This is a genomic window from Paraburkholderia phenazinium, assembly GCF_900100735.1.
GTDB lineage: Bacteria > Pseudomonadota > Gammaproteobacteria > Burkholderiales > Burkholderiaceae > Paraburkholderia > Paraburkholderia phenazinia.
Genome location: NZ_FNCJ01000001.1, coordinates 486,979 through 513,236, shown reverse-complemented (window position 1 = coordinate 513,236; position 26,258 = coordinate 486,979). Strand labels below are relative to the sequence as shown.

Below are 26,258 nucleotides of genomic sequence, written 5' to 3'. Positions count from 1 at the left end.
CGGGGTCTTGCCCAATGCACCCCGCTGCCAACCTGCTTAAGGCTTCTGCAACAAAGCCTTCAAACTCGCCAGCCGGTCCTTCGGCGACATCGGCGCTTCTTCCGCGGTCGGTGGCGGCGCCTCATCCAGACCCATTTCAGGAATAAACCGCGACGGCTCGCACACCACCGTCTCCCGCGCGCGCTTCCTCTTCTTGCACCAGTTCAGATGCAAGCTGCGCTGCGCCCGCGTAATCGCCACGTACATCAGGCGGCGTTCTTCCTCGATGCGCGTGTCGTCGATCGGTGCGTCGTCCGAGCCGCCGCGGTGCGGCATGATGCCTTCCTCGACGCCCACCAGAAACACGTGCGGATACTCGAGCCCCTTCGACGCATGCACGGTGGAAAGCCGCACAGCATCCGGATCTTCCTCCTTGCCTTCGAGCATCGACATCAGCGCCACCGTCTGAATCAAGCCCAGCAGATTCTTGCCGGTATCCGCGAGACCGTCGGCGTTGTCGTAGCCGGTAGCTTCGCTGCCCGCCGCAGGCTCGGGCTTGGTGCCCTTACGCTTCAACCACTCGACAAACTCCAGCACGTTCTGCCATTTCGACTGCGCCTGGCGCTCGTCGAATGCGTCGTACAGGTAGGCTTCGTAGTGGATCGCGTCCATCAGGTCGTTGAGCACCTCGGTGGCCGGATCTTTTTCCGCGCGGTCGGTGAGGCGCTGCATGAAATCGCAGAAGGTGCGCAGCGGCTCGACCTGGCGCGCCGACAGCCGCGCCTCGATCCCGCCCATATACACCGCCTCGAACAGCGACACCTTCGCCTGGCCCGCGAACGAACCCAGCGCTTCGAGCGTCGTATTGCCCACCCCGCGCCGCGGCGTGGTGATGGCGCGGATAAACGCAGGATCGTCGTTGGCATTGGCGATCAGGCGCAGATACGCGCAGATATCCTTGATCTCCGCCTTGTCGAAGAACGACTGCCCGCCCGACAGCACGTACGGAATCCGCTCGCGCCGCAGCACCTGTTCGAAAATACGCGCCTGGAAATTGCCGCGATACAGGATCGCGTAGTCGCGAAACTGCGCGCGCCGCTCGAACTTATGCGCGGATAACCGGAACACCACGGATTCGGCTTCGTGCTCTTCGTCGTTGCAGCCCGTCACGGTAATCGTGTCGCCCATGCCGTGTTCGGACCACAGCTTCTTCTCGAACAGCTTCGGGTTGTTGGCAATCACGTTGTTGGCGGCGGTCAGGATGCGCACCGTCGACCGGTAGTTCTGCTCCAGCTTGATCAGATGCAGCTTCGGGAAGTCCTTGCTGAGCTGACCCAGGTTCTCGAGCGTCGCGCCGCGCCAGCCGTAGATGGCCTGGTCATCGTCGCCCACCGCCGTGAATGCGGCGCGCGGCCCGGCCAGCAGCTTCACGAGTTCGTACTGGCACGCATTCGTGTCCTGGTACTCGTCGATCAGCAGATATCGCAGCTTGTTCTGCCAGCGCTCGCGCACCTGCTCGTTCCTGGCAAAGAGTTCGGCCGGCACACGGATTAGATCGTCGAAATCCACTGCCTGATAAGCGTGCAGCGTCGCCACGTAATTGCGGTAGACAATCGCCGCCTGATGTTCGTCCTCGTTCGCCGCAATCGCCATGGCCTCTTCCGGCATGATCATGCCGTTTTTCCACAGCGAAATAATCGACTGGATCTTGCGGATGAAGCCCTTGTCCGTGGAACCGACCTGCTCCTGAATCATGCCGAAGCAGTCGTCCGAATCCATGATCGAAAACTGCGGCTTCAGGCCGACGTGCTCCGCCTCCTGGCGCAGAATCTGCACGCCGAGCGAGTGAAACGTACACACCGTCAACTGATTGACGGGCACCTTGCGACCTTCCTTGCCGGGCGTCGTCAACGTCTTGCCTTCGAGCAGCTTGCCGACGCGCTCGCGCATTTCGGCCGCGGCCTTGTTCGTGAAGGTGACGGCCGCGATATGGCGCGGCTCGAAGCCTTTGACTTCGATCAGGTGCGCAATCTTCTGAGTAATCACGCGCGTCTTGCCGCTGCCTGCGCCGGCGAGCACAAGACAAGGACCATCAAGGTAGCGCACCGCTTCGTTTTGAGCGGGATTCAGGCCTGCAGACATCGTGTGTGGGCGGGGGTGTAACGGTTGAGGGCGCGGTGCGGTGCTGCGATGGGCCTGCGGGCCAATCCGTCTCGCGCGAGAGCAGCGATGTTAACACGAAGACCTGACGAAGACCGTGACACACACCCGCCCGCGGACCACCCAGGCCCTCCCGGGCGAGGCGTGCCACAATTACAGACCGCGCGCCGCCGCCGCGGTGGCAAAGCGGCGCGCCTTCTCGCAGGAAACTCACATGTCTGCACCGCTCAAAACAGGATTGATGGGTTACGGTTTCGCCGGCGCCACCTTCCACGCGCCGGTCATCGAACACTGCGGCCGGGCCACCGTCGCCGCGATCGCGACCAGCAAGGCCGAGCAGGCCCGCGCCGACTATCCCCGCGCCGCCGTCGTGCCCGACCTCGACGCGCTGCTCGCGCTCGAAGATATCCAATGTGTGGTGATCGCCACGCCGAACGACACCCACTTCGAATTCGCCAAGCGCACGCTCGAAGCCGGCAAGCACGTGGTGGTCGACAAGCCGGTCACGCTGACGGCCATGGAAGCGCTCACGCTCGCCAATCTGGCGCTGGCGCGCAGCCTCACCTTCGCGCCGTTTCACAACCGCCGCTGGGACGGCGATTTCCTCACCGTTCGCGACCTGCTGGCGAGCGACGAGCTGGGCCGCATCACCCACTACGAGTCGCACTTCGACCGCTTCCGCCCGGATGTGCGGCCGCGCTGGCGCGAGGAAGCATCGCGCGGCGGCGGCCTGCTGTTCGATCTCGGACCGCATCTGATCGACCAGGCGCTCGCGCTGTTCGGCACGCCGGAAACCGTGTCGGCCACCGTCAAGACCCATCGCGACGGCGGCGGTGCGCCCGACTATGTTCATCTGCAACTCGGCTATACGGATCTCGAAGTGGTGCTGCACGCGAGCGCCCTCACCGCGCTGGCGCCGCCGCGCTTCGCCATCGACGGTACGCGCGGCAGCTACGTCAAGCGTGAACTGGACACCCAGGAAGATCAGTTGAAAGCCGGTCTGCGCCCCGGCGACGCGGGTTTTGCGGGCGGCAATGCAGCGGGGCTGCTGCGGGTGCTCGATGCCGCCGGTCAGGAGGTCGAACGCGCCCTGCCGACCCAGGACGGCGACTACGTCGGGTTCTATCGCGCGCTGGCGGCCACCATCCTCGACGGCGAGCGTTTCCCGGTCAGCCCGCAGGACGCCGTCGACGTCATGACGATCATCGAACTGGCGGCGCGCAGCGAGGCGGAAGGCCGTCGTCTGCCATTCGAACGAATTCGCTGAGATTGCCGCCCAAGTCAGCACAAATCACGCCTTACAGGGCGGCAACCGCTGCTAACAGTTCCGAAAGGTACGCTCCGTTACAATATATTGCCGATTTCAGGTCATCGTGTGGCAGCGGCTAGCCGTTGCTACTCGGCATCGACCTGAGCGTCGATCACAACAGACGACAACCGCAATTTCATTGCATGGGGCCGGACTAAGTGCTTTGCATGGGACCAGAGTAGCGCGCTAAAGCGCAACTCTGGTCGACAGCTAAAGCGCTAAGTCCGGCCGACCGCAATTTCATTGCATGGGGCCGGACTAAGCGCTAAAGCGCTAAGTCCGGCCGACACAGGAGAGTGGGTATGCAACGTTTCATCCGTGCGCTGGCTGGTTTGGCGCTGGTTTCTTCGCTGGCCGCTTGTGTGGTTTCGCAGCCCGCGCCGCCGCCGGGACCTAACCCGCACGAAGTCGCGATTCAGCGCCTGAATCAGGTTAATGGCCGTATCGACAACCTGAGCCACCGCATCGACAACCACGTCAATCAAGGCTACTACCCGCCCCCGCAAGGCGGCGCACTGCATCACCGCCTCGACGTGATCCGTCAGGAGGCCCACGACATGGCAGCGCAGCATGGCGGCGGCCTGTCCGGCGACGAGCAGCGCGTGCTGAACCAGGAACTCGACGGCGCAGCTCACGCAATCGGCGAGTAAGCCTCTCAGCAATCTGCTGTCAGCGCAAAAGCGCGGGGGTCATTCCCCGCGCTTTTTTTTGGCGCGGCGTCGCCCGCAGCGCACCGCCCCGCCGCCCCTCCCCATCCCAATTTGACAAGCCCCCAGCCCTCGCGTACATTCGCCGCACGCGTCGGGAGAGAGCGCTGGCCGCCATGTTTTTCGCAGGCCGCGCCGCCGAAGGGGCACACCCGCAAACTCTCAGGCAAAAGGACCGACCGCGTCGAAGAACCCGTCTGATTCCGGCATCGTCCGGGCTTTCATCAGGCACCGGTTTTTCGCACTCTGGAGAGCGGCAGTAGCCACCGGTATCGAACATCATCGAACCAGGCAGGCTGCCCACCGAAGGGGCGCGCGTTTCACCGTGACGGCTTGCAAAGACTTGCAAACCCGCACGGCAGCGCAATCTCTCAGGTATCGAGGACAGAGGGGTCATGCATGGCATCGCTCGCAGGCATTCTTGCCGCGAGGGATCAAGCCGCATGGCCTTTTTGTTATCCGTCGAGATTGCCTGAGGCCCTGATGACCGAACTCAAACACACCCCGCTCAATGCCACCCATCGCGAGCTGAAAGCCCGCATGGTCGATTTCGGCGGCTGGGACATGCCCGTCAATTACGGCTCGCAGATCGACGAACACCACGCCGTGCGCACCGACGCCGGCATGTTCGACGTGTCGCACATGTGCGTGGTCGATTTCACTGGCGAGCGCGTGCGCGCCTTCTTCGAACACGCGCTTGCCAACAATGTCGGCAAGCTGCAAACGGCGGGCCGCGCGCTCTATTCCTGCCTGCTGAACGCGAATGGCGGCGTGATCGACGATCTGATCGTCTATTACTTCACCGAAACGCACTTCCGCCTCGTCGTCAACGCCGGCACCGCCGAGAAAGACGTCGCCTGGTTCACCAAGCTCAACGCGGAAGGCAACTACGGCCTGACCATCACGCCGCGCCGCGATCTGTCGATCGTCGCCGTGCAGGGTCCGAACGCCCGCGAAAAAGTCTGGCAAGTCGCGCCGTCCAGCCGCACCTCGACCGAACTCCTCAAGCCGTTTAACGCCGCGATCGTAGAGAACACGCCGTTCGGCGAATTGATGATTGCCCGCACCGGCTACACCGGCGAAGACGGTTTCGAAATCGTGCTGCCATCCACTTTCGTCTGCGAGTTCTGGGACGCCTTGGTGCGTCAGGGCGTGCGCCCGGCCGGTCTCGGTGCGCGCGACACGCTGCGCCTCGAAGCCGGCATGAACCTGTACGGCCAGGACATGGACGACAATGTCTCGCCGCTGGACGCCGGCCTCGCCTGGACGGTGGATCTGAACTCGCCGCGCGACTTCGTCGGCAAGGCGAAGCTCGAAGCGGACGGTTGCCGCTCCGCGTTCGTCGGCCTGATCCTGCAAAAGGAAAACGGCAAGGCGGGCGGCGTGCTGCGCGCCCATCAGAAGGTCGTCACGCCCTACGGCGACGGCGAAATCACCAGCGGCACGTTCTCGCCCACCATGCAGGAATCCATCGCCTTCGCACGTGTGCCGAAAGACGTCAAACCCGGCGATATCGTCCACGTGCAAATCCGCGACAAAGCCCTTCCCGCAAGCGTGGTAAAACTGCCGTTCGTGCGCAACGGCAAGGTGCTTGCTGCTTAAGCGGTTCCGTCGCGTACGCGCCCCCTCTTTTAAATCAATACCGAACACCGCATAGGAGCATCCGATGAGCATCCCGGCCGATCTGAAATACACCGAATCGCACGAATGGGTCCGCACCGAAGCAGACGGCACGCTGACGGTCGGCATCACCGACCACGCGCAAGAAGCGCTCGGCGACATCGTCTTCTTCGAAGTCCAGGAACTGGGCAAGACCGTCAGCGCCGGTGACACCGTCGCGGTCATCGAATCCGTGAAAGCCGCTTCCGATATCTACGCACCGGTTTCGGGCGAAATCATCGAAGCGAACACGGCCGTGGCCGACACGCCGGACGCCGTCAACACGACGCCGTATGACAGCTGGCTGTTCAAGATCAAGCCGGCAGCGGGCGCGTCGCTTGACCGCCTGATCGACGCCGACGCGTACAGCAAGTCCATCGGCGCCTAAATATTTAACCGTCAGGTGCGGCGTCCCATCAACGCGGACGGCCGCACCGCCAGGAACACCCCATGAAGCTCGAACACCCGGATCGTCTGATGAACCGCACTCCTCTCTCGCTCGCCGCGCTCGAAGTGCATGATGCCTTCGCCGAACGGCACATCGGCCCGGATTCGGCCGACCAGCAAGCGATGCTCGAAGCCCTCGGCTTCGCCTCGCGCGCCGCGCTGATCGACGCCGTGATTCCGAAGACGATCCGCCGCAGCGAAACGCTGCCGCTCGGCCCCTTCGCGCAACCGAAGAGCGAAGCCGAAGCGCTCGCCGCGCTGCGTGAACTGGCGGACAAGAACCAGGTGTTCCGCTCGTATATCGGGCAGGGCTACTACAACGCGCACACCCCGACGGTGATCCTGCGCAACGTACTCGAAAACCCGGCGTGGTACACGGCTTACACGCCGTATCAGCCGGAAATCTCGCAAGGCCGTCTCGAAGCGCTGTTGAACTTCCAGCAGATGATCATCGACCTGACGGGCCTCGCCATCTCCAACGCATCGCTGCTCGACGAAGCCACCGCCGCCGCCGAAGCGATGACGCTGCTGCAACGCGTGGGCAAGCCGAAGTCGAATATCTTCTACGTCGCCGACGACGTGCTGCCGCAAACCATCGAAGTGGTGAAGACGCGTGCAACTCCGGTCGGTATCGAAGTGAAGGTTGGTCCGGCTGCGGACGCTGTAAATTCGAATGCCTTCGGCGTGCTGCTGCAATACCCTGGCGTGAACGGCGATGTGCGCGACTACCGCGCACTGGCTGAAGCGATCCACGCTGCAGGCGGCCATGTGGTCGTCGCGGCCGATCTGCTTGCGCTGACCATGCTCACGCCCCCGGGCGAATGGGGCGCGGACGTGGCCGTCGGTAACACGCAGCGTTTCGGCGTGCCAGTCGGCTTCGGCGGCCCGCACGCTGCCTACCTCGCCGTGCGCGACGAATTCAAGCGGCAAATGCCGGGCCGTCTGGTCGGCGTCACGGTTGACGCTCAAGGCAAGCCCGCCCTGCGTCTCGCGCTGCAAACCCGCGAACAGCACATCCGCCGCGAAAAGGCGACTTCGAACGTGTGTACCGCGCAAGCGCTGCTCGCTATCATGGCCAGCATGTACGCGGTCTATCACGGCCCGAACGGTCTGAAGACGATCGCCCAGCGCGTGAACCGCATTGCCGCGCTGCTCGCAGCCGGTGCGAAAAAGCTCGGCTATACGCTCGTCAACGAAACCTTCTTCGACACGCTGACGTTCGAAACCGGCGCTCGTACCCAGGCGCTGCATGACGCCGCCACTGCGAAGCGCATCAACCTGCGCCGCGTGAGCGACACGCGCGTCGGCATCTCGATCGACGAAACCACCAAGCGCAGCGATCTGGCCGATCTGCTGGCAGCGTTCGCGCAAGCGGCGTTCGTCGAAGACGTGCCGCAAATCGATGCACTCGACGCCGAATTGCCCGCGGAAAGCACCGTGCCGGCCACGCTCGAACGCACCAGCGCGTACCTCACGCACCACGTGTTCAACCGTCACCATTCGGAAACGGAAATGCTGCGCTACCTGCGCAGCCTTTCGGATAAGGATCTGGCGCTCGACCGCTCGATGATCCCGCTCGGCTCCTGCACGATGAAGCTGAACGCGACCTCGGAAATGCTGCCGGTCACGTGGCCCGAGTTCGGTCAGATTCACCCGTTCGCACCGGCTGAGCAAACCGTCGGCTACCGCGAAATGATCGATCAACTCGAGCAGATGCTGGTCGCGGCAACCGGCTACGCAGCCGTCTCGCTGCAACCGAACGCCGGCTCGCAAGGCGAATACGCAGGCCTGTTGATCATCCACGCTTACCACGCGTCGCGCGGCGAAGGTCATCGCAACGTCTGCCTGATCCCCGCTTCGGCGCACGGCACGAACCCGGCATCTGCACAGATGGCCGGCATGCAGGTCGTGGTCGTCGCCTGTGATGCGCAAGGCAACGTCGATATCGAAGATCTGAAGGCGAAGGCTGCGCAACACGCGGACAAGCTGGCCGCAATCATGATCACGTACCCGTCGACGCACGGCGTGTTCGAAGCGAACGTGCGCGAAATCTGCGAGATCGTGCATGCGCACGGCGGCCAGGTGTATGTGGACGGCGCGAACATGAACGCGATGGTCGGCCTCACCGCGCCGGGTCAGTTCGGCGGCGACGTCTCGCACCTGAACCTGCACAAGACCTTCTGTATTCCGCACGGCGGTGGCGGCCCGGGCGTCGGTCCGGTCGCAGTCGGCGCGCACCTCGCGAAATTCCTGCCGAACCAGGTTTCGTCGGGCTACGAGCGCACGGCCGACGGCATCGGCGCAGTTTCCGCCGCACCTTACGGCTCCGCTTCGATCCTGCCGATCTCGTGGATGTACATCGCGATGATGGGCGCGAAGAACCTCACCGCTGCCACCGAAACCGCGATCCTCAACGCCAACTACGTCGCCAACAAGCTGGCGCCGCACTACCCGGTGCTGTACTCGGGCCCGGGCGGACTGGTGGCGCACGAGTGCATTCTCGATCTGCGTCCGATCAAGGAAACCAGCGGCATCACCGTCGACGACGTCGCCAAGCGCCTCGCCGACTACGGCTTCCACGCACCGACCATGAGCTTCCCGGTGCCGGGCACGCTGATGGTCGAGCCGACCGAATCGGAATCGAAGGAAGAACTCGACCGCTTCATCGAAGCGATGATTGCGATCCGCGAGGAAATCCGCGCCGTCGAGGAAGGCCGCTCGGACCGCGAAGACAATCCGCTCAAGCACGCCCCGCACACTGCGGCCGTGGTGATTGCGGACGACTGGAAGCATGCGTATGCGCGTGAAACCGCTGCCTACCCGCTGCCGTCGCTGATTGCGAAGAAGTATTGGCCGCCTGTCGGCCGTGCAGACAACGTGTATGGCGACCGCAATCTGTTCTGCTCCTGCGTGCCGATCGCGGATTACGCGTAACGCCACGGCAGCGGCTGTCCTGAACCGCGCACCGCCTTACGGCGGCGCGCGGTCCTGTCGTTCGCGCCCGGGAACGGCTAACATCACACACCGAATCAGCCCAACGAAGGAGTTTCGCATGGTGCGAAAGGTGCTAATGATGGAAAGCCGGAGCTATTCAAGGCGCATGCCGACCTGGCAAGCCGCGGGCACGCCGCTCGCGACGCTGCTGCTGGTGTGCAGCGCCGTCATGCTGCCGGTGCGGCACGCCCGCGCAGCGATGAATTTTTGTGCAGCGCCAGCGCTGCAAACCAGCGAACGCACGAATGCCGACCCCGGCGTCAAGGCACTGGTCGCCAATGTGGAAGCGCATCTGAACGACCCCGCGCACGCCGTGGCGAAGTTGCATACCGAAGGCACGTTACCGCACGAAGGCATTTACGATCAAAGCGTCGAAGCGGAGAAAGACCTCGATCTGCTGCGCGACGCCGCACTCGCCTGGCGCGCCACCAGCGACGACCGCTACCTGAAGCTGGTCGACCGTCTGCTGTACGCATGGGTGACCACCTACGAGCCGAGCTTCAACCCGATCGACGAAACCCGTTTCGAAGGCCTGATCCTCGCCTACGACATGACCGCGAGCGCGTTGCCGGTTAAAACGCGTAACGCGTCGATGGCGTTTCTGACGAAACTTGGAAACGGTTACATCGCGCAGATCGACGCACAACCGCGCCCTCTGACCGGCACGTTTCGCAACAACTGGCAGAGCCACCGGGTCAAACTGATTGCGATGGCCGCCTTCACGCTCGACAACCGCAAGATGATCAACGCGGCGCAGCGGCTGTTTGTCGAGCACATTGGCGACAACATCGAGCCGGACGGTTCGACGATCGATTTCAAGGAACGCGATGCGCTGCATTACGTGACCTACGATCTGCAGCCGCTGGTGACCGCGGCTCTGGCGGCACGCCGCCACAACCGCAACTGGATGCCGGAGAAGGCCACCAACGGCGCGACGCTCGCTGCCGCACTGGACTGGCTGACGCCGTACGCATTGGGTACGAAGACGCATGAGGAATTTGTGCATTCGGACGTACCGTTCGATGCAAAACGTCGCGAAGCCGGCTTGCCTGGCTATTCGGGTGAGTGGGATCCGAAGAACGCGACGGAACTGTTTCACCTGGCGGCGCGGCTCGACGGCCGCTATGCGCCGATCGCGCTGCGGCTAGCGCCGACACCGCCGGCGTGGCTGGCCGTGTGCCTGCCGCTGCCGGCACGTTAAACCGATACTTTTATTTGCAGGAGCAGTAATGGCAGTCAGTGTGTTCGACCTTTTCAAAATCGGCATTGGGCCGTCCAGTTCGCATACGGTCGGGCCGATGCGCGCGGCGCTGATGTTCGTCCAGGGGCTCGAACGCGACGGATTGCTTGCCGCCACGGCCTCTGTGAAAGTGGATCTGTACGGCTCGCTCGGCGCGACCGGCAAGGGCCACGGCACCGACCGCGGCGTGATGCTCGGCCTGATGGGCGACGCACCGGATACCGTCGATCCGGACACGATCGCGCAGCGTCTGGAAACGGTGCGCACCTCGCGCAGCCTGGCGCTGCTCGGCACGCATCCGGTGCCGTTCGTGCAGAAGGATCACATTTCGTTTTATCGCCAGGCGCTTGCTGAGCATCCGAACGGGCTGAAGCTGCGCGCGTTCGATGCGCAAGGTGAGACGCTGCGCGAGTCGACGTACCTGTCGGTTGGCGGCGGCTTTGTGGTCACGGCGGGCGCGCCGAATACCAAGGTGCTGAGCGCCGTCGATCAGTTACCGCACCCGTTTCGCAGCGGTAACGAGCTGCTCGCGCTGTGCAAGGCGACCGGCAAGAGCATCGCGCAGCTGATGTGGGAAAACGAGCGCGTCTGGCACACCGAAGAGGAGACGCGCACGGGTCTGCTGAAGATCTGGGACGTGATGCAGTCGTGTGTGGCGCGCGGGTGCGGCATTGGCAATCCGGATGCGGACGGCAACCTGCCAGGGCCCTTCCAGGTGAAGCGGCGCGCACCGCAGTTGTATCGATCGCTGTCCGGCAATCCGGAGCTGGCGTTGCGCGATCCGCTGTCGATGGTGGACTGGATCAATCTGTACGCGATCGCCGTCAACGAAGAGAACGCGGCCGGTGGGCGGGTAGTCACGGCGCCGACCAACGGCGCGGCCGGCATCATTCCGGCGGTCCTGCATTACTACACGCGCTTTATGCCGGGTTCGAACCAGCAGGGCGTGATCGATTTTCTGATGACTGCTGCGGCGATTGGCATTCTGTACAAGCTGAACGCGTCGATTTCGGGCGCGGAAGTGGGCTGCCAGGGTGAAGTGGGCGTGGCCTGCTCGATGGCGGCGGGCGCGCTCGCTGCGGTGATGGGCGGCACGCCGGAACAGGTCGAGAATGCCGCTGAAATCGGCATGGAACATAACCTTGGCCTGACCTGCGATCCGGTCGGTGGCATGGTGCAAATTCCGTGTATCGAGCGCAACGCGATGGCATCGGTGAAAGCGGTCAACGCTGCGCGGATGGCGCTGCGCGGTGACGGTAGCCACTATGTGTCGCTCGATTCCGTCATCAAGACCATGCGCGAAACCGGCGCGGATATGAAGACCAAGTACAAGGAAACCTCGCGCGGCGGGTTGGCGGTGAATATCGTCGAATGTTGATGTTGTGTCGTGGCTGCGCGGTTAAACCGCGCGGCATGCGGTTTTCATCCTCGATTTGAGTCGAGGCGAATACGCCCTTGCGGCGATGCGCCGTTGCCGCGCTGCGGCATTGCCTTTCCAGTGACACCGGCCTTCGAGTCGGCGTAAGCTGTCGAAGCTTGTCGGCCCTCTGCTGGCTGACAAGCCGACCGACGACCCGACTGGAGGCTTCATCGCAATGCCGCTTTCGAACGTTCCCGCTTCCGCCACCACCACTGGTGCGCGCCTTGTAGTCGATGCCCTGCTGACGCACGGTGTCGAACGTGTTTTCTGCGTACCCGGCGAGAGTTTCCTTGCTGTGCTGGACTCGCTGCACGACGAGACCGAACGCATCCAGACCATCGTCTGCCGGCACGAAGCCGCGGCGGCCAACATGGCCGAAGCGATCGGCAAGCTGACCGGCCGCCCTGGCGTGGCGCTCGTCACGCGCGGACCGGGAGCGACGCATGCCTCGATCGGCGTGCACACCGCGTTCCAGGATTCGACGCCGATGATTCTGCTGATCGGCCAATGCGCACGCGAGCACCTCGACCGCGAAGCCTTCCAGGAAATCGACTATCGACGCATGTTCGGCCAGATGGCGAAGTGGGTCGCACAGATTGATGACCCGCGGCGCATTCCCGAATATCTGAGTCATGCGTTCCATACGGCCACGTCCGGTCGACCGGGTCCGGTTGTGCTGTCATTGCCGGAAGATGTGCTGAGCGATGCATGTGCGGTGGTGCCCGGCGCGCCCGCGTATCACCGCGTGGCGGCGTCGCCATCGGCGGCGCAGATCGATCAGCTTCGGACCTTGCTCGAAGGCGCGCAGCGCCCCATGGTGATAGCCGGCGGCAGCGGCTGGACGCCTGCTGCGTGTGCTGATCTGCAGCGCTTCGTCGAGAACTGGCAGTTGCCGATTGGCCTCGCGTTCCGCTTTCAGGACACGCTCGATAACGAACACCCGAACTATGCTGGCGATGTTGGCCTTGGCATCAACCCAACGCTGGCTAAGCGCATCAACGACGCGGACCTGCTGCTCGCATTCGGGCCGCGTTTAGGCGAAGCGACGACCGGCGGCTACACGCTGCTCGATATTCCGAAGACCAAGCAGACGCTGGTTCATGTGCATCAAGGCGCGGAGGAATTGGGCCGGGTGTATGCAGCGGACCTGCCGATCGTGTCTGGGATGCCTGAACTCGCGGCGCTGTTGGCGACGCTAAAGCCCGCCGGGACACCGACGTGGATCGGCAGCGCGGAAGAAGCTCATCGCGCATATCTCGATTGGCGCAAGCCGCGCGCAATTCCCGGCGACGTGCAGATGGGCGAAGTGATCCAGCAACTACGTGCGCGCTTGCCCGAGGATGCCATCTTGACTAACGGCGCGGGTAACTACGCCACGTGGCTGCATCGACATTTCTCGTACCGGCATTTCCGCTCGCAACTCGCACCGACCAGTGGTGCGATGGGCTACGGCGTGCCGGCGGCGATTGCGGCGAAGTCGCTCTATCCGGAGCGCGCGGTGGTGGCGCTGGCCGGTGATGGTTGTTTCATGATGTCCGCCCAGGAACTGGCGACGGCGATGCAATACGACCTGCATGTGCTGTTCATTGTGGTGAACAACAGTCACTTCGGCACGATCCGCATGCACCAGGAGCGGCACTATCCGAACCGCGTGCATGGCACGGGTCTCACCAATCCGGACTTCGCAGCGTTCGCGCGGTCGTTCGGTGCGCATGGTGAGACGGTGGAACGCACAGAGGATTTCCTGCCGGCGCTCGAGCGTTCGCTGGCGGCAAAACGCGCAGCGGTAATCGAGATTCGCATGCCACAGGAAGCGAGCACACCTGGCGCGACCTTGGAGCAGATTCGGGAGCAGGGACGTAAGTTGCGGGGCGAATAGAAATGGCGGGCGATGGTACGGTCTTGTTCGCCGGGACCGTCCAACGCTCTCTGAACGATCCGCCACACTAGGCGGAAATCACAGCGAAGGAACTGAGTTCCGTCAGCAGCGCGGGTTTGCGCGCTTCGATCACGTCCGCCTGACAGTGGAACTCGCGCTATCGATCGTGTGCGCTGCGAGGTCAAGCATATCGGGAAAAGCGGCGGGCAGTTGCGCTTCGATGGACTTCACTTCCTTCAGGCGCGCTTCCCGAATAGCCGGCGTAGACTGCGCCGGAATTGCGACTACCCGATCGCACAGGTCGCAAACCGAAACCAGGATGTCTTTCACCTCGCCAATGCCGTCGCTAAAGGGCACATCGCGGCGGGCAAAGGTCGTACTCACGATCTGCTTGCAGCTCTGGCAGATCGCCTTACTTTTCTCGCCTTCTTCAGACAGTTTCTTGTTCATGGCTCCGCTCACTGATACAGCCCAAAGCACCTCCAAATTGTACGACACACCGCGCACGAACTGTCAATCGCTATCGTTCGTACAACATCACAATTGTTGAGGAGTTTTTATCGAACGACGAGTCAGCCAAACGGCTAACCCGAGGCACGAGAGACGGGGCGGGAGGCGGGCCAGAGGTTATGCCCAACGGCGGGGCGCGCAGCGCGACGCTGGAGCGGATGAGTGCTGTGTCACTGAGGTGGGTGGTGCGAGGGCAGGTCTTGTCTTCGGACCACTCCGCTTTCACCAGAGATGTGGACACCTAAGCACTAGCGGTGTGAGCCCGCTTTCTTTGCTTACTTTCTTTGCGGCGGCAAAGAAAGTGAGTGCCGCCCCGCACAGAGGCAACGCCAATAGACCACTAACAACTCAAGGAAAGGCCAAAACAAAAAAAGAAAAGCCCCACGAGCCAGGAGGCCCGCAGGGCAATAACACTAAGCCAGACAGCCAACGCTAAAGGAGCGACTAACCAGCCTCAACCTCAAACGCCGTCAGGCAAAAAAAACCTTACTTCCCACCCACGCTTTGCAAAGTCGTCCACTTCCCATCGACAACCTTATACAGCGTGATACCACCATTCTTGAGATCACCCTTGGTGTCATACTCAAGATGAGTAGTCGTCACAGCAGCCATATCCGTCTTAGCCAGGAACGGCAAGTACTTAGCCGGATCGGTGGAATTAGCCTTCTTCATAGCATCGAACATAGCCATAGCGCCGTCATAGGCATACGGCGAGTACGTCTGCACATCCTCATTGAAACGCTTCTTATACTTGGAAACGTAATCAGCGCCACCAGGCATCTGATCAAGCGGCAAGCCAGCCAACGAAGCAACCGTACCATTAGCCGCATCACCAGCCAACGACAGGAACGTCGGCGTATGCACCATCTCCCCACCCATCAGCGGAGCCTTGATACCCAGCGTCTTCATCTGCTTAACCATCGGAGCAGCTTGCGAATCCGCACCACCGTAATAGATCAGATCCGGATTCACCGACTTCAGCTTGGTCAGAATCGACTTGAAGTCAACAGCCTTATCATTGGTGAACTCACGATCAACGATCGTCGCGCCCGATGCCTTCGCTGCCTTCTCGAACTGATCAGCCAGACCTTGGCCATAAGCCGTGCGGTCATCAACAATCGCGATCTTCTTCATGCCGAGGCTCTTCACCGCGAACGTGCCGGCCACCGAACCTTGCTGCGTGTCGGACGTCATCATCCGGAACGTGGTCTTGAAGCCTTGTTGCGTGTACTCAGGCGCCGTCGCCATGGCGATTTCGGGGATGCCTGCGTTCGCGTAAATGCGCGAAGCCGGGATCGTCGTGCCCGAGTTGAAGTGGCCGAGCATGCCCTTGATGCCGTCGTCCACCAGCTTCTGCGCGACGGTCGTACCGGTGCGCGGGTCAGCCTGGTCGTCGGCCGCGTCCAACACGAAGCGCACCGGCTTGCCGCCGATCACCGGCTTGGTGGCGTTGATTTCTTCCACAGCCAGCGTGATGCCGTTCTGGAAGTCCTTGCCGTAGTGGGCCTGTGCGCCCGTCATCGGACCGGCAAAGCCAACCTTCACGTCTTCGACCTGCTGTGCGTGTGCCGTCCCCGCCAGTGACATCGCTGCGACGAGAGCCGCGCCTGCCAGCTGTTTCATCTTGTGTTGCATAGCTTCTCCTTGGTACCAGGTGTGAATGGAGCGGTTTCGGGGTCGCCGTACCGCTTCCGTTTTATTGAATCGACCGTTAAAGGTTCGCTCAACCGATCGTCATCAAATTCGCATTACCGCCTGCCGCTGCGGTGTTCACGCTGACCGAACGCTCCGTCAACAGACGTTCGAGCGCGTAGTCCTCTTCGCCGCTCTCCAGCGCGCGCGCTGCGACGCCCTGCACCGAAACGATCGGGCCAGTGCGTTTGGCGACTTCCTTCACCAGCCCCAACAGTTCGTCGCTATCGCCTTCGAACAGCACCGCGTCAAACGCAGCGTCAGCGCTCTTCTTCACGCTCGCATACTGCTTGAGCGCGGCGGGCAGCGCCGACACCAGTTGCTCGCCGGCTGCGCCTTCGAACAACGCGCGATTGCCGGTGGCCAGCGCCGCCGCGAACTGCACGCGTGCGCCGCTCGCCGTCGACGCCACGCACAGCACCGTGCCGCGCGCGCCGAGCGTGTAAGTGTTGCGCTCGCCGGTCGGTCCGGGCAGCACAGCCGTCGCGCCCGCGAGGCCTTGCGACAGGTAGCCGTCGCAACGCGCCGCCAGTGACGCCTGACGCTCGCTGATCAGCCAGTCACGCAACGCGGTCAGCGCCGAGGACGGATTGTCGCTGTTTTCAGCCGTCTGCGGGGCATCGGCGACGAGCGCCTGTGCCAGCGTTTTCGGCAGCCCAGCCGGACGCGTCGCGAGCAACCGCTGCAGATACAGCGCGCCGCCTGCCTTCGGACCCGTGCCCGACAGGCCTTCGCCGCCGAACGGTTGCACGCCGACCACCGCGCCCACCACGTTGCGGTTCACATAGATGTTGCCCACATGCGCGCGGCTGATCACATGCGCGATCGTTTCATCGATACGCGTATGGATGCCGAGCGTCAGGCCGTAGCCGGTCGCACGGATCTGCTCGAGCAGCTTGTCGAGCGCACTGCGGCGGTAGCGAACCACATGCAGCACCGGGCCGAACACTTCGCGCTTCAGTTCGTCGATGCTGTCGAGTTCGATCAGCGTCGGCGGTACGAAGGTGCCGGGCGTGCAGCCTTCCGGCATCGACAGTTGCACGACCTTGCGGCCCTTTTCGCGCATCGAGGCAATATGCGCGTCGATACCGCGTTTTGCTTCCACATCGATCACCGGACCGACGTCGATCGACAGGCGATCCGGGTTGCCCACCGCCAGCTCGCGCATCGCGCCGCTCAGCATTTCCAGCGTGCGATCCGCGACGTCGTCCTGCAAACAAAGAACGCGCAGCGCGGAACAACGTTGACCGGCCGAGTCGAACGCCGAGTTCAGCACGTCCGCCACCACCTGTTCGGCGAGCGCCGACGAATCGACGATCATCGCGTTCTGGCCGCCGGTTTCGGCGATCAGCGGAATCGGCTTGCCATCGGCATCGAGACGGCTCGACAGCGTCTTGTTGATCAGGCGTGCGACTTCGGTCGAACCGGTGAACATCACTGCCCGCGTACGAGCGTCGGCCACCAGCGCCGCGCCGACGGTTTCGCCGTCGCCGGGCAGCAGTTGCACCGCGCCGGCCGGCACGCCGGCTTCGCGCAGGATGCGCACTGCTTGCGCCGCGATCAGCGGGGTTTGTTCGGCCGGCTTCGCCAGCACCGTGTTGCCGGCAGCGAGAGCAGCCGCAACCTGACCCATGAAAATCGCCAGCGGGAAGTTCCACGGGCTGATACAGACGACCGGACCGAGCGGGCGGTGCGTGTCGTTCGAAAACTCGGTGCGGATCTGCGCGGAGTAGTAACGCAGGAAGTCGATCGCTTCGCGGATTTCCGCCACCGCGTTCGGCAGCGACTTGCCCGCTTCGCGCACCACCAGACCCATCAGCGTATGCATCTGCGCTTCGAGCAGGTCGGCAGCACGGGCGAGGCAATCGGCGCGTGCTTCCACCGGCGTCGCTTGCCAGATCGGCGCAGCAGCCACGGCATGCGCGAGCGCAGCGCTCACGTGCTCCGCCGTGGCTTCGACAACCGTGCCGACGAGGTCGCGATGATCGGCCGGATTGCGCACGTCGCGCGACGTGCCCACGGCGATTTCGTTGTCTTCGAGCATCGGGGCCGCACGCCACGGATGATGCGCACTCGCCAGCAGTGCCGACGACAGCGACGCCAGGCGGTGTTCGTTCGAGAGATCGAGGCCCATCGAATTGAGACGCTCGGCGCCGTACAGATTGCGCGGCAGCGGAATCTTCGCGTGCGGCGCGCCAAGCGGCACGATCTTCGACGCTTCGTCGACCGGGTCGGCCACCAGATCCTTGATCGCGACGCTTTCGTCGGCGATCCGGTTCACGAACGACGTATTCGCGCCGTTTTCCAGCAGACGCCGCACCAGATACGCCAGCAGCGTTTCATGCGTGCCGACCGGTGCATACACGCGGCACGGGCGGTTCAGCTTGTCGCGGCCCGTGACTTCTTCATAGAGCGGCTCGCCCATGCCGTGCAGGCACTGGAACTCGTACTGGCCGGGATAGTAGTTCTGGCCCGCGAGGTGATAGATCGCCGAGAGCGTATGCGCGTTGTGCGTAGCGAACTGCGGATAGACCGCGTCCGGCGCGCCGAGCAGCTTCTTCGCGCAGGCGAGGTACGACACGTCGGTGTAGATCTTGCGCGTGTAGACCGGATAGCCTTCGAGGCCGTCCACTTGCGCACGCTTGATTTCGCTATCCCAGTACGCGCCCTTCACGAGGCGCACCATGATGCGGTGACGGCTGCGGCGCGCCAGATCGACGATGTAGTCGATCACGAACGGGCAGCGCTTCTGATACGCCTGCACCACGAAACCGATGCCGTTCCAGCCCGCCAGCTCCGGATCGAAGCACAGCGCTTCGAGCAGGTCGAGCGAGATTTCGAGGCGGTCGGCTTCTTCAGCGTCGATGTTCAGGCCGATGTCGTAGCGGCGCGCGAGGATCGCGAGCGAGCGCACACGCGGCAGCAGCTCGTTCATCGTGCGTTCGTACTGCGAGCGCGAATAGCGTGCGTGCAGAGCCGACAGCTTGATCGAGATGCCCGGGCCTTCGTAGATGCCGCGGCCGCCGGCCGCCTTGCCGATGGCGTGGATCGCCTGCTCGTAGGAGGCGTAGTAGCGCTGCGCGTCGGCTTCGGTGGTGGCCGCTTCGCCGAGCATGTCGTACGAGTAGCGGAAACCGCGCGCTTCGAACTTGCGGCTGTTGGCCAGCGCCTCGGAGATGTTCTCGCCGGTGACGAACTGTTCGCCCATCAGGCGCATCGCCATGTCGACGCCCTTGCGGATCAGCGGCTCGCCGCCCTTGCCGATCAGACGCGTAAGCGCCGACGACAGACCCGTTTCGCTATTGGTCGTCACCAGCTTGCCGGTGATCATCAAGCCCCACGTGGCGGCATTGACGAACAGCGACGGCGCCTGGCCGACGTGCGATTTCCAGTCGCCCTTGCTGATCTTGTCGCGGATCAAGGCGTCGCGGGTCGCGCGATCGGGAATCCGCAGCAGCGCTTCGGCGAGGCACATCAGCGCCACGCCTTCCTGGCTCGACAGCGAAAACTCGTGGATCAGGCCTTCGACGCCGCCGCCACGGCTCTTGCCGCGCAGCGTTTCGACGAGCTTGCTCGCCATCGCCTCTACGTCATTGGCGAGGTTGGCCGGCAAGCGCGCCTGGCCCAGCAGGAACGGCAGGCATTCCGGCTCGGGACGGCGGTAGGCCGCCGTGATCGCGGCACGCAGCACCGATTGCGGTTGCACATTCTGTGCGAAGTCGAGGAACGGATGCGAGGCGCCGTCCTCTTCGGATTCGACGCTCGCGCCGTCGGCCAGATCGGCCGAGCCATGCACGCCGGACAGCTCGGCGGGAAACTGGCCGTGCTCGATTCGTTCGAGGTACGCGAAGATCGCCTGCTTGATCAGCCAGTGCGGAGTGCGTTCGAGACGGGTAGCGGCATCTTTCAGCCGGGAACGCAGGAGGTCGTCGACCTTGACGCCAAGGGTGGTGCTAGCCATGTTTCCTTCTTCATATGCCAGCCAACCCGCGCCGGCCAAAGACCAAAAGTTGGCCGAATCCTACGCCTCCCAATAAAAAGGTGCAACCATCCAAATAGCATGGTTGCACCATTGACAAAGTCTTGTGCCACCGGGGTTTCGCGCTGGTGGCGGCGCGCCGGACCGGCGCCACTGGGGACCAGGACTTTCCCTTAGCAATTTCTTTTTTGACAACCCTTATCGAAACGAGAACCGCGCCGTTATACAGATCATGGATGCGCAAAAGCGCACGTTACGGGGCTTGTGAGGGGTAGTCGAAATGGAAAAGTGGCTGGTAGTGGCAGGAATCTGGACGATGTGCGCCACGTGCGCGGTGTTCTTCATTCGCGGAGCGACCTGCTCGGTGTCGCGGGAAACAGTCGCCGCGCGCGACTCGTCCGGCGACACCCGCGGCGCCGTCCGGGAATAAGCATCCTCAGGCAGCGCTCTCAGGCGGGCGGCGTGAACTGGCCGCAGGAGTCCTGCGGCGAGACGAACTGGTCGTGCAGACGACAGAGCCGGCTCTCCGCCACGCTTGCCCCAAACCCTGAACTGAACACAGTGAGGCCCGGGATGCTCTGCTCCAGCGTTTCTCGATCGTCAGCGCGATACCGGCAACCGGCGCAACTCGGCCGGCACGCGCGCAGCGCCTGCGTGGCGGCCTCGGCACGTTCCGCAATAGCCGTCACGACCCCTGCCCCAAGCTATTCCAATACGATGCGAACACGTGCGCGGACAGCGCGTAGCCGATGGCGATATTGACGACGACGCCGGCCGTGAACGCGAGGAACGGCTTTACGCCGGTGGCGCTCAGCAGGCGCAACCGCGTCGTCAGGCCAATGCTGAGAAAACAGAAAATGAACGCCCAGGTGCGCAGCGCAGTGATCGGCGCGACGAACTCCGGTGTCACGACCTTGCGGTAATCGGCCAGCGAATAGTGGCTCGCGATCCACGTCACGAGCGCCGATGCGATCACGAAGCCGATCACGAATTTCGGAAAGCGAGCCCAGATCTCGCCCGGATTCGCCTTGGCTTTGACGCCGCTGTCCTCGCTCTCCCAGCGCGTCGTTGCAACCAGCGCCAGCACGAACGCCCAGATGCCGATCCAGATGTCGCGGCCCACCACCTTCATCAAGGTGAACGCCTGCAACGAGGCTTCCGGCGCGCCGGCAATCGCGCCGCCGGCATGCCTGGCAAAATCTCCATAGGCTTGCGCGGCAGCGATGCCGGCCGCGTCCGCGAACTCGGAAGTGCCGATCCAGGCGCCGGCAACCGCCGTCGATAGTCCTAGCGAGCGCGACACGAACGGCAGCACGAAGATCATCACGATGGCCCACAGGATCACCAGCGTGATCGCCACCGAAGCCTGCTCGCGTTTGGCACGCACGGCGCCCGCAATCGCAATCGCCGCCGAGACGCCGCACACCGCGCCGCCCACGCCCAGCACCGCGGCAAAGCGGCGATCGAGACCGAACGCCTTGCCGACGAAGAAGATCACGAAGAACGTCACCAGCGAGACGATGCTCGCCTGGCCGACGGCCACCGGACCGGCCCAGACGAGCAAGGTGAACGGCAGCGTCGCGCCGAGCAGCACGATCCCCACCTTGATATAAAACTCGACGCGCAAGCCAGCCGCGAACCACTCGGGCAAGCGGAACAGATTCGAGATCACCAGACCGAGTGCGAGTGCAACCAGCGGCGGTTCGAGGTTGTACTTCGACGCGTTGACCCATGCACCCAGCGTGAAAATCAGCACGGAGGCGACGAACAGGATCAGGAACGCGGGCAGGAAATGCGCGAGCCGCTGCTTCAAGGCGGCGAGGCTCACGCCGAACAGCACGGCAAATACGACGAAGAGCGCCGCGTAATTCGGCACGTGCTTGAGCAGGTCCTGAGCGGCCGCGCCCGGGTCCGACCATTTTGCCGGCGCGACTGCGAGCCATTTGATGCTGCTGCCTGAGGCGAACAAAGCCCATGCGACGACGATCACCAGCAGGCCGATCCAGACGGCCCACCAGTCTTCAGTGGCGAACAAGCCGCCACCGCCGCGTTTGGCGGTAGTGTCACGGTTGGGATCGGGTTTCGCCGGTGCTGCGCCCGCCGGCAGGCTGTGATTGGTATCGCTCATCGCAAAGCCCCGAAAGGTGAGGTGCGTCGGCGCGGGAGAAGTTGGGATTGTTGTTGAAACTGCGCCGATTCCGCGAAATATAGTCGAGCGGCTTTCAGAAATGAAACGACCTTTCGCTCTATGAATATGACTGAAAGGGATTTGAGCGAACGGCGGGGGCTGGGCGTCTTGGGTGTCGTGGGTGTTCGTGCGCCCGGGCGAGTGATCCCGCCAGTCCGCCGCCGTACTAGCAGAGCGCCGGCCCGCCTCAGATATCCAGCGGGTCGACTTCGAGATTCCAGCGCAGCACACCCTTCAGCGTCCGCAACACGGGTTGCCAGGCGCGCAGCGTCGCCTGCAAGGCGGCACGCGACGCGCTCTCGATCAGCAGTTGGGCGCGATGCACATGCATCACCTTGACGATGGTCAGCGGCACCGCGTCATAGACCGTCACGCGCTCGGCCGACGGCATCTCCGCCAGCGCCGCGGCGGCCTGCTGCAGAAAGACCAGCGCGGCTTCGAGCGTGCGCCCTTCGGCTCGCAACAAGGCCTGATAGACGAATGGCGGCAGATGCGCGTCGCGGCGCTCGGTCAGCGTGGAATTGGCAAAGCCGACATAGTCGTGCCGCGCCAGCGCGTGATACAGCGCGTGGCGCGGATAGCGCGTCTGCACCAGCACCTCGCCGGGCAAGCCGGCGCGGCCGGCGCGGCCACTGACCTGCATCAATTGGGCGAACAGCCGCTCGCTCGCCCGGAAGTCGTGCGAAAACAGCGCCGTGTCCGCATTGAGCACGCCCACCAGCGAGACGCGCTGAAAATCGTGACCCTTGGCGATCATCTGCGTGCCCACGAGAATATCCACATCCCCGGCATGCACGTCCGAGAACAGCGCCTGCGCGCTGCCTTTGCGGCGCGTGCTGTCAGCGTCGATGCGCAGCACGCGCGCCCCCGGCACTGCACTCGCCAGCGTTTCCTCGACGCGCTGCGTGCCGCGCCCGAGCGGCGCGATATCGACGTTGCCGCAATCCGGGCACGAACGCGGAATCCTCGCTTCCCACCCGCAATGGTGGCAGCGCAGCGCGCGCTCCGGCTTATGCAGCACGACGTAGGCGCTACAGCGCGGACAGCCGGCCACCCAGCCGCAGGCGTCGCAGGCGAGTTGCGGTGCGTAGCCCCGGCGGTTGAGAAATACGAGGCTTTGTTCGCCCTTTTCGAGGCGCGTTTTCAACGCGGCGATGAGCGGCCCGGACAGCCCTTCCACCGACGCCCGGCCGCGCCGCCGTTCTTCTTCGAGGTCGATCAGCTTGACGGTGGGCAGCACGGCTTCGGCAACCGCGCGGCGCGACAGCGTGAGCCGCGTGTAGCGCCCCTGGTCGGCCTGCCACCAGCTTTCCAGCGACGGCGTAGCGGAGCCGAGCACCACCGGCAGTCCCAGTTGCTTGGCGCGCCAGATGGCCAGATCGCGTGCCGAGTAGCGCAAGCCTTCCTGCTGCTTGTAGGCGGGATCGTGCTCCTCGTCGACGACGATGATCGCCAGTTCCGGCAGCGACGCAAGGATCGCGAGGCGCGTGCCGAGCACAATGCGCGCACGGCCGCTGTGTGCCGCAAACCAGTTGCGCGCCCGTTCACCCTCCGCGAGACCGCTGTGCAGAGTGACGATCGAGGTGCCGTCGAGCGCCGCGAAACGGGCCCGGAAAGCGGCTTCGAATTGCGGCGTGAGATTAATTTCGGGAACGAGGACGAGCGCCTGCGCGTCCGGTCGCGCCTCGAGGATGGCGGCGAGCGCGCGCAAGTACACCTCGGTCTTGCCGCTGCCGGTCACGCCATGCAGCAGAAACGGCGCGAAGCCCTGGGCATCGCGGATCGCCTCGACCGCGGCTTCCTGCTCGCCGGTAAGCGTCGGCAGCACGGGCGGCGCCGCTGGTTGCGACGCCTGGCTCACTGGTGGCGCAACCGCAGCAGCCGCTTCGGTCACCTCCAGTGCAACCCAGCCTTCGGCTTGCCAGGCATCGAGTGTCGCCGCGGCCTTCGGATGGATCACGCGGGCGTCGGCCACCAGCAGTGCTTCGGCCTCTTTCAGGGCCTCGGCGAGTCGCCGCAAGGCGCTCGCGCGGGCCGGCAACGCGTCCGGCAGTGCGGCGTGCCCAGCCGGCAACAGGCGGTAGCGCTCCTGCGGCGCGAGCAGGCGGCCCCAGCGCGAGGCGTCGCGCAGCGCTTGCGGCAAAGCGGGCAACGCAACTTCGCCGAGTCCGCGCTGGTAGTAGTCGGCCGCAAAGGCGGCGAGCGCCAGCCACTCGGCCGATAAAGGCGGACACGCCTCGCAGATGCTATCAACAGCCCGCAGCTTGTTTGCCGGTACGTCACTGTGAGCGGTCACTTCGCACACGAGCCCCACCACCTGGCGCCTGCCGAACGGCACCGCGACGAGCGTGCCGGGCCTTGGCGGCTCGGCAGCGTCGCAGCGATAGTCGAACAGGGTCGGCAGCGGATGATCGAGCGCGACGCGGACGAAGACGGAGCTCACGTTGGTTCGAAAGAGGCGAACGGAGCCGGCCGGCAGGCCGCGCTGACCGGCACGGCGCGCCATGAAGAGGCAGTGGACGCGGCGAAGTTAAAGTAAAACTTCACTTCCGGCGCTAAGTTTTGGATTCGACTGAACAATTGCGCTTGGTCCGTACAACCTGTGGATAACTTTGTTAACAACTCCGTACGGGAGGCTGGAAAACCGCGCCGTTGCTGCATTGTGTGGGTTTTCGCACATTCCCTCGGGAGCCCACGAAACCCTTGCCAGTCAAGGACTTGATCAAATGCGCATGCAACTTGCAAGCGCTATCCTGAGATGAAAGCCTCTACCGCGCCGCAGCGTGATGAATGTGTATAAGTCAAGTCTTGACAACCGCGGAAGCGCCATCCGGCGGTCCAGTTAACACTATTTTTCCCTTAGCCAGAGAGCCCGGATCGCCGCAGTGCAACAAAACTGTCACGCATCCGGCGCCGTGTTGCCTGCTCCAGCAGCGCGAATGGCGCGGCTGTGGCGGTGCACCTCGTCGACCAGTTCGGCGACGTTTTCCGGCGGCGTGAACTGCGAGATGCCGTGGCCGAGGTTGAAGACGTGGCCCGGATGATTGCCGAAGCTGTCGAGCACCGCACGCGCTTCCATGCGAATCGCCGAAGGCGGGGCAAATAGCACCGAAGGATCGATATTGCCCTGCAGCGCCACCCGGCCGCCGACGCGCTCGCGCGCGCGGGCAAGATTCACGGTCCAGTCGAGGCCGACCGCGTCGACGCCGGTTGCCGCGATCTCGTCGAGCCAGAGGCCGCCGCCCTTCGTGAAGGTGATGACCGGGACTTTTTCGCCGTCGTGATCGCGCTTGAGCTGGCGGACCACCTGCTCGATGTAGTGGAGCGAGAAGCGCTGGTAGATGCCGTCCGCGAGTGCACCGCCCCAGGTGTCGAAGATCATGACGGCCTGGGCGCCCGCTTCGATCTGTGCGTTCAGGTACGCCGCCACCGACTGCGCGTTCACCTCGAGGATGCGCTGCATCAGATCCGGCCGAGCGTACAGCATCGACTTCACGGTGCGGAAGTCATCCGAACCGCCGCCTTCCACCATGTAGCACGCAAGCGTCCACGGGCTGCCGGAGAAGCCGATCAGCGGCACGCGCTGGCGGCCCTGTGCGTCCGTCAGCGCCTTGCGGATTTCGCGCACTGCGTCGGTCACATAGCGCAGCGTGGCGTCGATATCCGGCACGGCAAGGCGCGCGACGTCGGCTTCGGTACGCACCGGGCGGGCAAACTTCGGCCCTTCGCCGGCCACGAACTCCAGCCCGAGGCCCATTGCGTCGGGCACCGTGAGAATGTCGGAGAACAGGATGGCCGCGTCCAGCGGATAGCGATCGAGCGGCTGCAGCGTGACTTCGGTCGCATACGCCGGGCTCTTCGCAAGACCGAGGAAACTGCCGGCGCGGCTACGCGTGGCGTTGTATTCCGGCAAGTAGCGGCCCGCCTGACGCATCAGCCAGATCGGCGTGTAGTCGGTCGGCTGGCGCAGCAGTGCGCGCAGGAAAGTGTCGTTGAGAAGGTTATGGGCCACGTTGCGTGCGACTGAAGGCAAAGGGGCATTTTACCGGACCCAGCCCGCGCGATCCTGCATCTTCGTTGATGTGGGCAATAACG

General features: G+C 63.8%; 16 protein-coding genes and 2 riboswitches. Of the genes, 8 read left to right on the top strand and 8 right to left on the bottom strand.

Annotation, left to right across the window (positions count from 1 at the left end; translation table 11 throughout):
- Window positions 1-36: 36 nt before the first annotated feature.
- Window positions 37-2,121, bottom strand: a complete 2,085-nt coding sequence (locus tag BLQ92_RS02300; RefSeq protein WP_090681234.1) for a UvrD-helicase domain-containing protein — start codon at window positions 2,119-2,121, stop codon at window positions 37-39.
- A 232-nt stretch (window positions 2,122-2,353) separates the two neighbouring features.
- Here BLQ92_RS02300 and BLQ92_RS02295 point away from each other — a divergent pair, with 232 nt between their 5' ends.
- From BLQ92_RS02295 to BLQ92_RS02260, 8 genes are all read left to right on the top strand, one after another.
- Window positions 2,354-3,406: an oxidoreductase gene (locus BLQ92_RS02295; RefSeq protein WP_090681231.1), complete on the top strand. Its 1,053-nt coding sequence runs from the start codon at window positions 2,354-2,356 to the stop codon at window positions 3,404-3,406.
- A 344-nt stretch (window positions 3,407-3,750) separates the two neighbouring features.
- Window positions 3,751-4,098 carry a hypothetical protein gene (locus BLQ92_RS02290; RefSeq protein WP_090681228.1) on the top strand — a complete coding sequence of 116 codons (348 nt, stop codon included), beginning with the start codon at window positions 3,751-3,753 and terminating at the stop codon, window positions 4,096-4,098.
- Between the two features lie 142 nt (window positions 4,099-4,240).
- Window positions 4,241-4,343: riboswitch (glycine riboswitch) on the top strand.
- 48 nt (window positions 4,344-4,391) lie between these two features.
- Window positions 4,392-4,553: riboswitch (glycine riboswitch) on the top strand.
- A gap of 85 nt (window positions 4,554-4,638) precedes the next feature.
- Entirely contained in the window at window positions 4,639-5,757 is a 1,119-nt protein-coding gene (gene gcvT, locus BLQ92_RS02285) for a glycine cleavage system aminomethyltransferase GcvT (RefSeq protein ID WP_090681226.1), read from the top strand.
- Between the two features lie 64 nt (window positions 5,758-5,821).
- A complete protein-coding gene (gene gcvH, locus BLQ92_RS02280) occupies window positions 5,822-6,202 on the top strand; it encodes a glycine cleavage system protein GcvH (RefSeq protein WP_090681223.1) in 381 nt (126 codons plus the stop codon).
- A gap of 62 nt (window positions 6,203-6,264) precedes the next feature.
- Window positions 6,265-9,195: an aminomethyl-transferring glycine dehydrogenase gene (gene gcvP, locus BLQ92_RS02275; RefSeq protein ID WP_090681221.1), complete on the top strand. Its 2,931-nt coding sequence runs from the start codon at window positions 6,265-6,267 to the stop codon at window positions 9,193-9,195.
- Window positions 9,196-9,313: 118 nt separating this feature from the next.
- On the top strand, window positions 9,314-10,456 hold the full coding sequence (locus BLQ92_RS02270; RefSeq protein ID WP_090681218.1) for an alginate lyase family protein: 1,143 nt from the start codon (window positions 9,314-9,316) through the stop codon (window positions 10,454-10,456).
- A 28-nt stretch (window positions 10,457-10,484) separates the two neighbouring features.
- Entirely contained in the window at window positions 10,485-11,873 is a 1,389-nt protein-coding gene (locus BLQ92_RS02265; RefSeq protein WP_090681215.1) for an L-serine ammonia-lyase, read from the top strand.
- 217 nt (window positions 11,874-12,090) lie between these two features.
- The gene (locus BLQ92_RS02260) at window positions 12,091-13,794 is read left to right on the top strand and encodes a thiamine pyrophosphate-binding protein (RefSeq protein ID WP_090681212.1); all 1,704 of its coding nucleotides are present in this window, start codon (window positions 12,091-12,093) and stop codon (window positions 13,792-13,794) included.
- Between the two features lie 129 nt (window positions 13,795-13,923).
- On the opposite strand, the gene BLQ92_RS02255 is transcribed toward BLQ92_RS02260, so the two are convergent.
- The 7 genes from BLQ92_RS02255 to hemE all read right to left on the bottom strand — a co-directional run bounded on the left by BLQ92_RS02255 (window position 13,924) and on the right by hemE (window position 26,175).
- Window positions 13,924-14,244: a hypothetical protein gene (locus tag BLQ92_RS02255; protein WP_090681209.1), complete on the bottom strand. Its 321-nt coding sequence runs from the start codon at window positions 14,242-14,244 to the stop codon at window positions 13,924-13,926.
- 546 nt (window positions 14,245-14,790) lie between these two features.
- A complete protein-coding gene (locus BLQ92_RS02250) occupies window positions 14,791-15,939 on the bottom strand; it encodes a branched-chain amino acid ABC transporter substrate-binding protein (protein WP_090681207.1) in 1,149 nt (382 codons plus the stop codon).
- A gap of 88 nt (window positions 15,940-16,027) precedes the next feature.
- Window positions 16,028-19,957, bottom strand: a complete 3,930-nt coding sequence (gene putA / locus BLQ92_RS02245) for a trifunctional transcriptional regulator/proline dehydrogenase/L-glutamate gamma-semialdehyde dehydrogenase (protein WP_090681204.1) — start codon at window positions 19,955-19,957, stop codon at window positions 16,028-16,030.
- A 467-nt stretch (window positions 19,958-20,424) separates the two neighbouring features.
- A complete protein-coding gene (locus tag BLQ92_RS02240) occupies window positions 20,425-20,664 on the bottom strand; it encodes a hypothetical protein (protein ID WP_244106013.1) in 240 nt (79 codons plus the stop codon).
- Entirely contained in the window at window positions 20,661-22,103 is a 1,443-nt protein-coding gene (locus BLQ92_RS02235) for a YeiH family protein (protein ID WP_090681201.1), read from the bottom strand. The genes BLQ92_RS02240 and BLQ92_RS02235 overlap by 4 nt, the downstream gene beginning before the upstream one ends.
- A 247-nt stretch (window positions 22,104-22,350) precedes the next feature.
- Window positions 22,351-24,606, bottom strand: coding sequence for a primosomal protein N' (locus tag BLQ92_RS02230; RefSeq protein ID WP_244106014.1), 2,256 nt, complete (start codon window positions 24,604-24,606; stop codon window positions 22,351-22,353).
- Between the two features lie 456 nt (window positions 24,607-25,062).
- The gene (hemE, locus tag BLQ92_RS02225) at window positions 25,063-26,175 is read right to left on the bottom strand and encodes a uroporphyrinogen decarboxylase (RefSeq protein ID WP_090681874.1); all 1,113 of its coding nucleotides are present in this window, start codon (window positions 26,173-26,175) and stop codon (window positions 25,063-25,065) included.
- Window positions 26,176-26,258 lie beyond the last annotated feature (83 nt).